This window comes from Alistipes sp. DJF_B185, assembly GCF_964250025.1.
GTDB classification, from domain to species: domain Bacteria; phylum Bacteroidota; class Bacteroidia; order Bacteroidales; family Rikenellaceae; genus Alistipes; species Alistipes finegoldii.
Genome location: NZ_CAXUDY010000005.1, coordinates 114,749 through 128,034, shown reverse-complemented (window position 1 = coordinate 128,034; position 13,286 = coordinate 114,749). Strand labels below are relative to the sequence as shown.

Sequence of the window (13,286 nt, the reverse complement as noted above, 5' to 3'; positions counted from 1 at the left end):
ATTTCAAATTGTTATTAAAGTTCAACGTCAAAAGCTTAGTCTTTGTAGTTGCGCTGAGCGGGGTGTACGAATTCGAAGTTCAGCGGCTCTTTCGTCAGTTCGGGAGCGGCGTCCTCGCCCTTGTATTCCCAAACGGCGGCGTATACGAAGTTTTCGTCGTCACGCTTGGCTTCGCCCTCTTCGGTCTGGTGCTCTACGCGGAAGTGACCGCCGCACGACTCCTCGCGGTTGAGTGCGTCGCGCGCCATCAGCTCGCCCAGTTCGAGGAAGTCGGCCAGACGCAGCGCCTTTTCGAGCTCCACGTTGAAATCCTTCTCCTGACCTACGACTTTCACGTCTTTCCAGAACTCCTTGCGCAGCGCCTGAATCTCGCTGATCGCCTTTTCGAGCGATTCCTTCGAGCGGGCCATGCCGACGTTCTCCCACATGATATGGCCGAGTTTCTTGTGAATGTCGTCCACCGACTGCTTGCCGCCGATCGACAGCAGCTTGGCGATCTTCTCCCTGACGCCCTTTTCGGCTTCGTCGAAAGCCTTGGTGTCGGTCTTCACCTTCGGAGCCTGAATCTTGTGCGAGAGGTAGTCGCCGATGGTGTAGGGCAGTACGAAGTAGCCGTCGGCCAGACCCTGCATCAGGGCCGAAGCGCCGAGACGGTTCGCACCGTGGTCCGAGAAGTTGGCCTCGCCGATGGCGTACAGGCCGGGGATGGTGGTCATCAGGTTGTAATCGACCCAGATGCCGCCCATGGTGTAGTGCACGGCGGGGAAGATCTGCATCGGCTGCTCGTAGGGGCTTACGTCGGTGATCTCCTCGTACATGTCGAACAGGTTGCCGTAACGTTTCTTGATGATCTCCTTGCCCAGACGCTCGATGGCGGTCTTGAAGTCGAGGAATACGGCCAGTCCGGTCTCGTTTACGCCGAAGCCTGCGTCGCAGCGCTCCTTGGCGGCACGTGAAGCCACGTCGCGCGGCACGAGGTTGCCGAAGGCCGGGTAGCGGCGCTCCAGATAGTAGTCGCGGTCCTCTTCGGCGATGTCCGACGGCTTCTTGGCGCCCGAACGCAGCGCCTTCACGTCTTCGAGTTTCTTGGGAACCCAGATGCGGCCGTCGTTGCGCAGCGACTCCGACATCAGCGTCAGTTTCGACTGCTGGTCGCCGTGAACCGGGATGCAGGTGGGGTGGATCTGCGTGAAGCAGGGATTGGCGAAGCCTGCGCCCTTGCGGTAGCACTGGAATGCAGCCGAGCCGTTCGACGCCATGGCGTTGGTCGAGAGGAAGAATACGTTGCCGTATCCGCCCGTTGCGATCACGACGGCGTGTGCGCCGTGGCGCTCGATCTCACCGGTGACGAGGTTGCGGGCGATGATGCCCTTCGCTTCGCCGTCCTCCACGACGATGTCGAGCATCTCGTGACGGGGATAGCTCTTCACCGTGCCGGCGGCGATCTCCTTGTTGAGTACCGAGTAGGCGCCCAGCAGGAGCTGCTGACCTGTCTGGCCGCGGGCGTAGAACGTACGCGACACCTGCGCGCCGCCGAACGAACGGTTGGCCAGCAGGCCGCCGTATTCGCGGGCGAAAGGCACGCCCTGTCCCACGCACTGGTCGATGATCAGGTTGGCGACTTCGGCCATGCGGTAGACGTTGGCTTCGCGGGCGCGGTAGTCGCCGCCCTTGATCGTGTCGTAGAACAGACGGTATACCGAGTCGTTGTCGTTCTGGTAGTTCTTCGCGGCGTTGATACCGCCCTGCGCGGCGATCGAGTGCGCGCGGCGGGGCGAATCCTGAATGCAGAATACCTTTACGTTATATCCCAGTTCGCCGAGCGAAGCGGCTGCGGACGCACCGCCCAGACCCGTTCCGACGATGATGATGTCGAGCTTGCGCTTGTTTGCGGGGCTTACGACCTTGATAGCTGCCTTATGGTTGCTCCACTTTTCTGCGAGAGCGCCGGCAGGAATTTTAGCATCTAATTTGAAAGCCATATCTGTTGTGTGTTTATTGTTCTGGATAATCGGTTAGCAGGCGCCTGCGCAGCAGGGGCAGACACTCTTGATGAAGTAGATCACCACAACGGCGGCGAAGCCGAGGAAGATGACCGTCGCCACGATGTTGGCGATGCACTTCAGGCGGGGATACCACGTGTCGTTGGCCCATCCCACGGTCTGGAACATCGACCATACGCCGTGCGTGAGGTGGAACCAGAGGGCGAAGAACCACACGAGGTAGATCACCACGTAATACCACTGCGAGAAGGTGTAGGCGATCAGCGAAGCGCCGTCCGCCGGATGGAGTCCGAGAGAGTTCTCGTGGCCGCCCAATACCTCCACGAGCTGCATTTTAGCCCAGAAGTTGAAGAGGTGGAGCGCCAGACCGCCCAGAATGATGAAGCCCAGTACGAGCATGTTTTTCGACGCCCACGATACGCCCGGTTCGACTACCGTTACGGCGTAGCGCTGATTGCCGCGCGCCTTGAGGTTCTCCAAGGTGAGGATGACCGCGTAGATGAAGTGCACGACGACGCCGGCCGCCAGCACTGCGGTGCCGGCCAGAGCGTACCAGTTGGCTCCGAGCAGCGCGCAGATCATGTTGTAAGCCTCAGGCGAGATGATCGCCACAATGTTCATGGACATGTGGAAGAGAATAAAGAGCACGAGGAAACACCCCGTTACGCTCATCACTAACTTCTTGCCCAGCGAGGAATTAGATAAAAAACAGCTCATAATGATTTAAATTTTGTTATATTTGTTAAAGTTTTGTGTTCCCGGACGCAAAGATAGCCATTGTTTGCAGAATAACAATAGAAACGGGCGGGAATTTTAGGCCGAAAAGGTGGGATTTTATGACCAAGAAAGAACTGCGCGCTGCGATGAAAAAACGGAACCTCTCGCTCTCTTCCGAAGAGCGTGATGCGGCGTCGGAACGCATCTTCGGCCGGGTGGAGCGTCTGCCCGGATTTTCGGCGGCCCGCTGCGCGGCGTTTTTCTGCGCGCTGCCCGACGAGCCGCAGACCGGTGCCGCGCTGGCGCGATGGAGCGCCGCGAAGCGCATCGTCGTGCCGCGGGTCGAGGGCGATGCGATGCGGTTTTACGACTATGCGCCCGGAGAACTTTGCCGGGGCGCTTTCGGAATCGCCGAGCCGTCGGTTGCGGAGCGGCCGTGCGATCCGGCGGAAATCGACTTCATCGTCGTTCCGGGAGTGGCTTTTACCGCCGCCGGAGCGCGTATGGGCCGCGGCCGGGGATATTACGACAAATACCTGTCGCAGCCGGGTTTCCGGGGCGTGAAGGCCGGAGTCTGCTATGCGCATCAGCTGGTCGGGGAACTGCCCGTCGAGCCGCACGACGTTTTTATGGATTACGTTGTCACCAATGATTGAAGAGATATGGATGTGAAAGAATTTACCGCCGCCTACAGGGAGGCTTTCGGCGAACGGCCCGAACTGCCCCTGCTGTTCCGCTATACGGATACTCCGTTGCGCCCCGTCGAGAAGGTCGGGGGCTGTTTCTTCAAGGCGCTGGCCGAAGCGCGCCGGGGGCTGCCCGTGAGTCTGAATGCCGGCAATATCGGCTGCGGAGGCGGGAAGTTCTACACGGGATTCAGCCCGATGCCCGAATTCGTTCCGCAGTTCGTGTCGCTCAAGGAGCGCTATAAGCGGACGCCCGAAATGGTGCTGGAGTTCATCGCCGCTCTCGACCTGCGTCCCGCGCCGAAGGCGTGGCTCGAATTCGTGCGGGCGGACGTTGCGGAGACGTTCGACGGAGCGGAGGGAGTCCTCTTTTTCGCGGCGCCCGATGCGCTGGCGGGACTGGTGACGTGGGCGACGTTCGACAACAATGCGGCGGACGCCGTGGCGTCGCCTTTCGGGTCGGGGTGCAGCTCGGTCGTGGCGCAGGCCGTGCAGGAGAACCGCAACGGCGGCAGGAGGTGTTTTCTGGGCCTTTTCGATCCGTCGGTACGCCCGTGGGTGGAGCCGGATGTTTTGAGCTTCGTAGTTCCGATGTCCCGCTTTCGGGAGATGTGCGGCATGATGCGTGCAAGCTGTCTGTTCGATACGCATGCGTGGAGCAAAGTTCGCGAACGGATTAATAACGACAATTGATTTTATGGAAAAAAGAAGAGCGGCGCTGGTGCTGGCCGGCGGCGGAGCGCGTGGAGTGGCCCACATCGGGGCTATCGAGGAGTTGGAGAGTCAGGGATTCGAAGTGCATGCCGTGGCAGGCACTTCGATGGGGGCGCTGGTCGGCGGCATGTATGCTTCGGGACACCTCGAAGCATTCAAGGAGTGGATGTATACGCTCGATAAATACAAGGTTTTCAGTCTGGTCGATTTTGCGCTGAGCACCGAAGGTCTCGTGAAGGGAAACCGCGTGATCGGCGCCATGAAGGAGCTGGTGCCCGACGTGAAGATCGAACAGATGCCGCTGCCTTTTGCGGCGGTGGCGGCCGACCTGCTGACCGGGCGTGAGGTCGTGCTCGAACGGGGCGGGCTGTACGACGCCATCCGTGCTTCGATTTCGATTCCTTCGGTTTTCCGGCCCGTCCGCCGGGGCAACATGGTGCTGGTGGACGGCGGTACGGTCAATCCGCTTCCGCTGAACCGCGTTCGCCGCGAACCGGGCGATGTGCTGGTCGCCGTGGACGTGAGCGCGCCGTTTTCCGACGAGATGGCCGCGCGGGTCAGGTCCTCGCTGAATTATTATAAGGTGATTACCGCTTCGTCGGAGATCATGCAGCAGCATATCGCGCGTCTGATGTGCGAGATCTACAAACCCGACCTGCTGATCGAGCTGCCGGCGGACCGTTTCGGAATCTTCGAATTCTACCGTGCGCGGGAGATCGTCGAAGCCGGCCGTCTGGCGGCACGCGCCGCACTCGAACAGCACATGGTCGTCGCCGGATAGCGGATATCCTCTGCCGGAATGCAGGAAAAACCGGGCCGTTGTGGCATGATCTTTGTCTTGGGGAAGAAGAAAAGATTGCGACGGCCCGAATTTTGAAGAATTCAAAAGTAGTGACGCAACTTCACACAGATTTGAGGGCCGTCGCAATGGTTTTTATGACGCGGATATCTCCGGGGACGGACGCAGTTTTTGTCCTCCGGGGATTTTTATAGTACTCTGCACTACAAAGGTAAATAAAGTTTCTGGAATTGCAATGCCCTTGACCGAAAGTGGTATTCGTGCGCCTAAAATATGGAAACGGGCGGACTGTTTGGGCATCGGGGCTTGTTGTTTTCTCGTATATGGGCTGACTTTACGGCTTGTTTTGCCGGTTTTTTCCGCGGCTGTAAATAAAAACGTTCCGGCCTTGCCGCCGGAACGTTTTCGTGTAATCCGTTTTATGCGTGACTAACGTCTGTCCTTGCCGTAGACGTAGGCCGGGATGCGGTGGCTGCGTTTGCCGATCGGAACGCCGATGCCGAGCGTGACGTTCATGATGCTCTGTCTGACGGGTACGAACTGCGGCGTGTGTTTGGTTATCAGAACGTCCGTGCCGATGAAGAAGTTGATCCAGTTGGGGCAGAGGTTGAGTCCCAGCCCTACGGCGCCGCCGCGGTTGTCGATCACCGAGTAGCTTCCGGTGAGCGTAAACCAGCGGATCGGGTGGAAATTGACCGAACCGGTGATGTTGTGGAGGGTCTTGTATTCCCAGAAACGGGCCGAATACAACAGGCCGATGCCGATTTTGTGGCGCCATACTTCGTATTCGAGTCCGGCGTTGATCGTGGCGCGCAGCATGCGCGACACGCTTTGGGGCGCTCCTTTGTGAAATTCCAGCACGTCGATGTCGAAGTCGGGCGATTCGGTGCCGTCCTCCGTGACGTTGACGCCCGTGAACGAAAGCTCTTTCGACGAGAAGCCCGTGACGTTTTTCTTCTTGCTCCAGCCGATGAATCCCAGATCGTTTACGGCCAGCGACGCCTGCAGGTTGGGCAGGATGTCGTACGTGGCGCCCAGATCGACGGCGAAGCCGTAGCCTGCGGGCGACGTGGGTTTGAAGTCGATGTCGTCCAGCTTGTAAACCTCCTCGCCGGCGTCGTTGCGCTTGGTCGTGACGTCGAGACCGGCGGCGGTGATGTCGAGTCCGCCTGCGGCGTCGATCCGCCACTCCTCTTCTCCGTGCGTCACGTTGAATCGGGTGAAGTACATGCGGGCGCGGGCGGCTCCGACGAGGAATTTGCCGCGGACACCGATGTAAAGCCGGTCGTCGAGCAGCGGGAACGAGTAGCTGAAGGCCGCTTCGAGGTAGCTGTCGGCCGTGAGGCCGATGTTGTGGATGTCGCTGCCCGTGCCTTCCTTGAGGAATGCGAAGAGCGAGTAGGGCAGCGTAGCGTCGGCGGTCGTGCGGGCGTTGAGGTCGAACGACCAGAAATTCTTGTGGTTGCGCGTGAAGGCGCCGAAGCCGATGAGGTTCACGCGGGTGTCGATGCCCAGCAGGTTGTCGGCGTTGAGTCCCGAAAGCGCCTGTCTGGTCGAAACGGCTTCGTCGAGCAGCGGGACCAGTTTCCCGTTGCGGGGATAGAGCAGTTTGTCCACGGCCAGATTGCCGCTGGCGTTGATGTCGATGCCGCCCAGACCGGGAATGTTGACATAGCCGCGCAGCGGTGCGAAAGCCGGGTTGAATTGGCTGCGGAAGGTCGTTCCCTCCATGAAGTAAGCCGTCGGGTTTTGGGCGGCAACGCCTGATGCCAGCAGCAGCGTTGCGAGAAAAGCGTATGTTTTTTTCATGTGCAGTGCCGGGTTAGAGGTTGAGTTTCAGACCGCCGCGCTTGACAAGACGCAGTGCGATGACGATTTTCTGGTCGGGCGTGAATCCGGAGCCGGGGAAATATTTCTCCAACTTGACGGGGAGGATGATCTCCGTGCCGTCGATGATCTGGCGCAGGTCGTTCTCGTGGAGCCGCGTCTCGCCGATCTTGGTCTTTACGTTGGGTTCGACACGTATGTCGAATTCCACCTCCGTGGGGTAGAACCGGGGGCTGAACTGCAGGCTGACAGGCAGTGCGCTGATGATTTCGCCGTAGATGTCCAGCGTGTTTCGGGGATTTGCCGTGCCTTTCGGATCGAGGTTGTCGGCCAGCATGTCTACCACGTCGCTGCCGAGGTCGATCCTGCCGAGGTCGTAGGTTACGTCTTCGATTTTCAGATCCGTCAGGTAGCCGCCGGCCAAATCTCGGACCTCGCCGGCCAGCTCCTCCTGCAATCCCGTGGTAGCGCGGAACATCGTGATGAATACCTGCTTGAAATCTTTCGGGTCCGTGTTCGGCGGAAGCAGGGGCAGGAACGTGCCGAGATACTTGTCGTAGAGCAGGTCCGCCACGGCGTTGATTTTGGCGTCGGACCTCTTCATTTGTTCGATCAGTTCGTCGAGCAGCTCGTCGATATAGGACGGGGTGTGCTGAATCTTCTGAAGATCCACGTATTTTCCGTCTGCGGGCAGCGGCGAAGGCAGCCAGATGTCGGCTTCGTCGAAGAGGGCTTTGATGTCGGTGCCGTCCTTGCCCAGTTCGCTCATGCTGACGGTGACCGTAGCCAGCGGCAGCCGGAATTCGTCGCCGATGACGACGCCGTCCGTGTCGATTTCCGACAAGTCGTAATTGTTGTCGATACACGAAGTGGCGAGCATACCGAACAGAAACAGTGGTAAAATAAATCTCATAGGTTTGAGGGTGTTTGCATTGGATTGCAAATATATGCCGTTCCGACGAATAAACCAAAGAATTGGACAAATTCGTCAGCGGAGCGGACAAATCCGGCCGCAATATCATCCCCTGACGGGCTTCAGGGGTGCATCTGCGGGTTTTGCGAAATATTTGCTACATTTGCGTTGCTATTGTCGTTATGGCCGAAACCGGAAAAAACAACCTTAAAGAGCAGGTGGCGATGCTGCCGCTGTCGCCGGGCGTCTACCAGTTCGTGGACCGCTCCGGAACGATTATCTATGTGGGTAAGGCCAAGAGCCTGCGCAAACGGGTCTCCTCCTATTTCGTGCAGAGCAAGGAGCACAGTGCCAAAGTGCGTGTGCTGGTGCGGCAGATCGCCGAGATCCGCCATATTGTCGTCAACAGCGAGACCGACGCGCTGCTGCTCGAAAATTCGCTGATAAAGACCCTCCAGCCGCGTTACAACATCCTGCTCAAGGACGACAAGACCTATCCGTGGATCGTGGTGCGGCGCGAGCATTTTCCGCGCGTGCAGTCCACCCGCCAGCTGACGCGCGACGGTTCGCAGTATTTCGGTCCCTACAGCTCGGTGATGATGCAGCACAGCGTGCTCGAATTCGTGCGCGAAGTGGTGCCGCTGCGGACGTGCAAGCTCAATCTGGCGCCCGAACAGATCGCCAAAGGCAGGTATTCGGTCTGCCTGCAGTATCATCTGGGCAACTGCAAGGGCCCCTGCGTCGGGGAGCAAAGCGAAGCGGAGTACGCAAAGCTGGTCGATATGGTCGTCGCGGTGCTCAAGGGAGACCTGCGTCCCGTGCGGAGCTATCTGGAAGGCGAAATGGCGAATGCCGCCGCCGGGTTGAAGTTCGAGCTGGCGCAGCGTTACAAACAGCGTCTGGACGCGCTGGACAACTATTCGAGCAAGTCGGTGATCGTGAGCGCGAAGATCGTCGATGTGGATGTTTTTTCGCTTCTTCCGGACGATGATGTGGCCTATTGCAACTTCGTGCGCATCCGCCACGGCTCGATCGTGGGCGTCTATACGGTGAAACTCTCGACGGGCGTCGGCGGCGACGAACGCGACATGCTGACGCTGGCCATCCAGCATATCGTGGAGCATATCGCGGGAACGCTCGCCAAAGAGGTCGTCGTTCCGTTCCTGCCTTCGACGACGCTGTTGTTCGACGGCGTGACCTTCACGGTGCCGAAACGCGGCGAAAAACTCGAACTGCTGGAATTCTCGCAGAAGAGCGCCCGCATCTACCGCGCCGAGCAGCTCAAAAACCTCGAAATCAAGAATCCCGAACGCTATACCGAACGGCTGTTGAACGCCCTGCAAAAGGAGCTGCGTCTCGACAGACAGCCGCGGCACATCGAATGTTTCGACAACTCCAATCTGCAGGGGGCCCATCCGGTAGCCTCGTGCGTGGTCTTCCGCGATGGAAAACCCGCACGCAAGGAGTATCGTCACTTCAACATCAAGACCGTGGAAGGGCCTGACGATTACACTTCGATGCGCGAAGTCGTCTTCCGGCGTTACAGCCGTCTTCAGGAAGAGGGGGCCGAGCTGCCCGATCTCATCATTGCCGACGGCGGAAAGGGGCAGATGGGCATCATTCACGAGGTGCTGGAGTATCTTGGGCTGGACATACCTGTGGCCGGACTGGCCAAGAACGACCGCCACCGGACCTCCGAACTGCTCTGCGGCTATCCGCCCGTGCTGGTCGGCATCCGTCCCACTTCGCCCCTTTTCCACTTTTTGGCGCACATTCAGGAGGAGGTGCACCGTTTCGCCGTCTCGTTCCACCGTCAGAAACGCAGCAAGGCGTTTATCCATAGCGAACTGGAGCAGATCGAAGGCATCGGCGACAAGACGATCCGCACGCTTCTCCAGCACTTCCGCTCCGTGGCGAAGGTCAAGGCCGCTCCGGCCGAGGAGCTTTCGGCGCTGGTCGGTCCGGCCAAGGCGAAAAAAATCAGGGCTTTTTTTGAAAAATAGCCGGATTCTTTGAAAATTGCAAAGATTCGACTATCTTTGCCATCCCGATTCTACGGATGAGGTTTGCCCGGATGGCGGAATCGGTAGACGCGTTGGTCTCAAACACCAATGACAGCAATGTCGTGCCGGTTCGACCCCGGCTCCGGGTACAAGTAAAATCGCTTAATTTGTTGATTATGGCAAGTTAGGCGATTTTTTATTTTCGGATTTTCCCCGCATTTTCCCCACAGAGAAGAAATGGTTGTAATGTGAAAACCAAATGTTGGATATCCCTTTTGTTATTGTGTAACCTGTTGGTTGAATTAAAATAAAGCATATTTGATAATACAAATTTTGTCGATGATTGTAGAAGCTGAGGTATTGCAGCATGACCAAGCTCGATTTTAACGGCTGTACGGGTAAACAGCCCGTATGTCATACTAATCAAGAACTGGTTAAGTTGAGAAATCTTTTGATATGCTTTCTGGAACGATTGTAAGCTCATGAGAGTTGTTTCCGGTTCTTTTGGTTCAGTTGATACGGGACTTCAAGTTTGATATGAGCCATTTTGAAAAGGTCTTGTTGCATATCAATATTCAAGTACCATACGTGCCGAAATAATTTCTGAATATCAATCTTTTATACGATTGATACCCAATTTTACACCCGAAAAATGTAAAATTAGGTGTTGTATTTTCTCTATATCGAATCACACAGGCTAATGAATAAGGAAAGATCATTGAGCTTTCGGGTGCTTTTTGGAAATGTCAAATGATTGGTATTTAATAATATGAGATTTGTATTTCGTATTTTGCATCCGCAATTTGTCTGCATTTCTTATGATGACAATGCATTTTTCATCTTTTTTCGTTATCTTTGGAGCCAATCATATAAAGAATAGTGCGAAAATACAAACGGAACATAGGTGCGGTATTGCTACTGGTACTCTTCGCATGGTACTGGAGTTCTGTTACGCTGTTTCCCCATGCTCACAATATCGACGGGCATATCTATGTTCACTCGCATCCTTTCTCCGGTACCTCGAATAATCCCGGCCACAGCCATACCCCGCAGCAGTTTCAACTGATCGCACACCTGTCGCTGCTGGTAATGATGGTGGCGACGCTCGTCGCATTCGCCTTACGGCTGCTGGGAGTTTCCTTCATTTTCAAAACGCAAAAACCGGCCGTCCGGCAGGACGCTCCGATCCGGATTTACGGGCTGCGTGCACCTCCCGTCTGCTGATACACATTCCATTCTGAACGGGACGGGCTTGTTGCCCGCACCCGTTGCCATGTATATGTATCAGTAATTATCAAAAACCGGATTTTTCCATGAAAGAAAAAATATTGGGGGCATTTCTCATGCTCATGCTCCCCGCGGTATGCTCCGCCGGGGAGGAGCCTGCCATGAAGCCCCAAAAGCAGAGCGACGCAAATATCACCGGCCATGTGGTCGATGCCAAAACCTACGAACATCTGGCCTTTGCCACCATCGCCGTGAAAGGCACGACCATCGGCATCGCTACCGATGCCACGGGGCACTATTTCCTGAAGAACCTGCCGCAGGGCCGTTTTACGCTCGTTGCCTCGTCTGTGGGTTACAGGAGTGCCGAGCAGACGGTCGAGATCTCGCCCGACAAGACCATCGAGGTCAATTTTTCCCTGACTGAAGAGGCGCTTTCTGTCGAAGAGGTCGTCGTGTCGGCCAGCCGGACGGAGACCAACAAGAAAACATCACCGACTATCGTATCGGTGGCCTCGGCCAAACTCTTCGAATCGACCGCCTCGTGCAATCTGGCCGAGACGATGAATTTCCAGTCGGGATTGCGCGTCGAAACCAACTGCGGCAACTGCGGTACGACCCAGCTGCGCATAAACGGACTCGAAGGGCAGTATTCGCAGGTACTGCTCGACAGCCGCCCGATCTTCAGTTCGCTGGCATCGGTCTACGGCCTTGAACAGCTGCCCGTCGCCATGATCGAGCGGGTCGAGGTGATCCGCGGAGGCGGCTCGGCGTTGTTCGGGGCGAATGCCATCGGCGGTGTGGTCAACATCATCACCAAGGAGCCGCTGCGCAACTCCGTCACACTCTCCAATACGACCAATATCTTTGAGGGCGGTACGGCCGACTTCAACACCTCGCTCAACGGCTCGTTCGTCTCCGACGACTACAAAATGGGCGTCTACCTGTTCGGCATGATTAAGGACCGCGATTCGGATGACCGCAACGGGGACGGATTCTCGGACATCCCAAAACTCAACTCCGAGACGGCCGGATTTCGGGCCTATTACAAAACTTCGCCCTATACGCGTCTGACGGCGGAATACCACCATATTCACGAGTTTCGCCGTGGGGGCAACGAGTTCGACCAGCCGCCCCACATGGCCGATATCGCCGAACAGCTCAATCACAAGATCGACGGCGGCGGATTGAAATTCGACTGGTTCAGTCCGAACAACCGCCACCGGATGGGCATCTATACTTCGGCGCAGAATATCGACCGTGACAGTTATTTCGGCACGGACAAGAATCCCGACGCCTATGGCGCTACGGACGACAAGACGTTCGTGGCGGGAGCCCAATATACCTACTCTTTCCATAAACTGCTGTTCCTGCCCTCGGAACTGACGGCGGGCGTCGAGTACAACTACAATACGCTGCACGACAAATACCTCGGCTTCGGGCGCGACTTCGAGCAGACCACCCATAGCACGGGTTTCTTTTTCCAGAACGAGTGGCGGAGCGAAAAGCTCAACTTCCTGATCGGCGGCCGCGTGGACAAGCACAACATGATGAAGAACGTCGTCTTTTCGCCGCGCGTGAACGTGCGTTACAGTCCGACGGAAAAGATCGGCCTGCGGGCCAGCTATTCGAGCGGTTACCGCGCGCCGCAGGCCTACAACGAGGACCTGCACATCGACGCTTTGGACAACAAGGTGGCGATCATTCGACTCGCTCCGGATCTCAAACCCGAATACTCGCACAGCCTGAGTGCATCGGTGGATCTGTATCATAATTTCGGGCGAGTGCAGGCCAACCTGCTCGTCGAAGGATTCTACACGATGCTTGAGGACGTGTTTACGCTCGAAAAAATCGGCGAGGATGCCCAGGGCAACATCATTAAGGAGCGCCGCAACGCTTCGGGAGCCACCGTGGCCGGCGTGGGAGCCGAAGCCAAGGCGGGTATTCCGGGACGGTTCGAGCTGCAGCTGGGCTACACCTTCCAGCGCAGCCGTTACGACGAACCCGAAAAATGGTCGGACGACGTGACGCCCCAGCGGCGGATGTTCCGTTCGCCGGACCATTACGGCTACTTGACGGCGAACGTCAACCTCACGCGTGATTTCACGGCGTCGGTGTTCGGCAACTACACGGGCCGGATGCTCGTGCAGCACAATGCTGGGTATATCGAGAGGGATACCGAGCGTCTGACGCCCGATTTCTGGGATATGGGCCTGCGGCTGTCGTACAATTTCCGGCTCACGAAACAACTGCGGCTGGAACTGAATGCCGGGGTGAAAAACCTTTTCGACAGCTTCCAGAAGGACCTCGATTTCGGCCAGAACAAAGATGCCGCTTATATCTACGGTCCGGCAGTTCCGCGCACTTACTTTATCGGAGCAAAATTCGCGCTGTGACCAA

General features: G+C 57.1%; 10 protein-coding genes and 1 tRNA gene. 7 read left to right on the top strand and 4 right to left on the bottom strand.

Features of this window, described 5'->3' with window-relative positions; all coding sequences use genetic code 11:
• Window positions 1-35: 35 nt before the first annotated feature.
• Both ACESTR_RS08340 and ACESTR_RS08335 read right to left on the bottom strand, forming a co-directional pair.
• Window positions 36-1,982, bottom strand: coding sequence for a fumarate reductase/succinate dehydrogenase flavoprotein subunit (locus ACESTR_RS08340; RefSeq protein ID WP_009597473.1), 1,947 nt, complete (start codon window positions 1,980-1,982; stop codon window positions 36-38).
• A 33-nt stretch (window positions 1,983-2,015) separates the two neighbouring features.
• Window positions 2,016-2,720 (bottom strand): succinate dehydrogenase cytochrome b subunit, encoded by a 705-nt coding sequence (locus tag ACESTR_RS08335; protein ID WP_149880992.1) that lies wholly within the window; start codon window positions 2,718-2,720, stop codon window positions 2,016-2,018.
• A 119-nt stretch (window positions 2,721-2,839) separates the two neighbouring features.
• Here ACESTR_RS08335 and ACESTR_RS08330 point away from each other — a divergent pair, with 119 nt between their 5' ends.
• The 3 genes from ACESTR_RS08330 to ACESTR_RS08320 are packed head-to-tail and all read left to right on the top strand — an operon-like array spanning window position 2,840 to window position 4,901.
• The gene (locus ACESTR_RS08330) at window positions 2,840-3,376 is read left to right on the top strand and encodes a 5-formyltetrahydrofolate cyclo-ligase (RefSeq protein WP_009597481.1); all 537 of its coding nucleotides are present in this window, start codon (window positions 2,840-2,842) and stop codon (window positions 3,374-3,376) included.
• Between the two features lie 6 nt (window positions 3,377-3,382).
• Window positions 3,383-4,099 carry a DUF169 domain-containing protein gene (locus tag ACESTR_RS08325; RefSeq protein WP_022043441.1) on the top strand — a complete coding sequence of 239 codons (717 nt, stop codon included), beginning with the start codon at window positions 3,383-3,385 and terminating at the stop codon, window positions 4,097-4,099.
• A gap of 4 nt (window positions 4,100-4,103) precedes the next feature.
• On the top strand, window positions 4,104-4,901 hold the full coding sequence (locus ACESTR_RS08320; RefSeq protein ID WP_014775862.1) for a patatin-like phospholipase family protein: 798 nt from the start codon (window positions 4,104-4,106) through the stop codon (window positions 4,899-4,901).
• A 447-nt stretch (window positions 4,902-5,348) separates the two neighbouring features.
• Here the strand turns inward: ACESTR_RS08320 and ACESTR_RS08315 are convergent, their stop codons facing one another.
• Window positions 5,349-6,728: a DUF5723 family protein gene (locus ACESTR_RS08315; protein ID WP_009597443.1), complete on the bottom strand. Its 1,380-nt coding sequence runs from the start codon at window positions 6,726-6,728 to the stop codon at window positions 5,349-5,351.
• 13 nt (window positions 6,729-6,741) lie between these two features.
• On the bottom strand, window positions 6,742-7,659 hold the full coding sequence (locus ACESTR_RS08310) for a hypothetical protein (RefSeq protein WP_227042874.1): 918 nt from the start codon (window positions 7,657-7,659) through the stop codon (window positions 6,742-6,744).
• Between the two features lie 182 nt (window positions 7,660-7,841).
• Between ACESTR_RS08310 and uvrC the strand changes: the two genes are divergently transcribed.
• The 4 genes from uvrC (at window position 7,842) to ACESTR_RS08290 (ending at window position 13,282) form a co-directional block, all read left to right on the top strand.
• Window positions 7,842-9,662, top strand: coding sequence for an excinuclease ABC subunit UvrC (gene uvrC / locus ACESTR_RS08305; RefSeq protein ID WP_227042873.1), 1,821 nt, complete (start codon window positions 7,842-7,844; stop codon window positions 9,660-9,662).
• A gap of 65 nt (window positions 9,663-9,727) precedes the next feature.
• Window positions 9,728-9,811 (top strand) — tRNA-Leu (locus ACESTR_RS08300).
• Between the two features lie 763 nt (window positions 9,812-10,574).
• Window positions 10,575-10,886, top strand: a complete 312-nt coding sequence (locus tag ACESTR_RS08295; protein ID WP_227042872.1) for a hypothetical protein — start codon at window positions 10,575-10,577, stop codon at window positions 10,884-10,886.
• An 89-nt stretch (window positions 10,887-10,975) separates the two neighbouring features.
• Entirely contained in the window at window positions 10,976-13,282 is a 2,307-nt protein-coding gene (locus tag ACESTR_RS08290) for a TonB-dependent receptor (RefSeq protein WP_276679012.1), read from the top strand.
• The last annotated feature ends 4 nt before the right edge of the window (window positions 13,283-13,286 follow it).

What these genes read in the sequence shown, in the direction of transcription:
- ACESTR_RS08330 (WP_009597481.1), top strand. Translation starts at nt 2,840, where the DNA reads ATGACCAAGAAAGAACTGCGCGCTGCGATGAAAAAACGGAACCTCTCG.
- ACESTR_RS08290 (WP_276679012.1), top strand. Translation starts at nt 10,976, where the DNA reads ATGAAAGAAAAAATATTGGGGGCATTTCTCATGCTCATGCTCCCCGCG.
- ACESTR_RS08310 (WP_227042874.1), bottom strand. Translation starts at nt 7,659, where the DNA reads ATGAGATTTATTTTACCACTGTTTCTGTTCGGTATGCTCGCCACTTCG.
- ACESTR_RS08340 (WP_009597473.1), bottom strand. Translation starts at nt 1,982, where the DNA reads ATGGCTTTCAAATTAGATGCTAAAATTCCTGCCGGCGCTCTCGCAGAA.
- ACESTR_RS08315 (WP_009597443.1), bottom strand. Translation starts at nt 6,728, where the DNA reads ATGAAAAAAACATACGCTTTTCTCGCAACGCTGCTGCTGGCATCAGGC.
- uvrC (WP_227042873.1), top strand. Translation starts at nt 7,842, where the DNA reads ATGGCCGAAACCGGAAAAAACAACCTTAAAGAGCAGGTGGCGATGCTG.
- ACESTR_RS08335 (WP_149880992.1), bottom strand. Translation starts at nt 2,720, where the DNA reads ATGAGCTGTTTTTTATCTAATTCCTCGCTGGGCAAGAAGTTAGTGATG.
- ACESTR_RS08320 (WP_014775862.1), top strand. Translation starts at nt 4,104, where the DNA reads ATGGAAAAAAGAAGAGCGGCGCTGGTGCTGGCCGGCGGCGGAGCGCGT.
- ACESTR_RS08325 (WP_022043441.1), top strand. Translation starts at nt 3,383, where the DNA reads ATGGATGTGAAAGAATTTACCGCCGCCTACAGGGAGGCTTTCGGCGAA.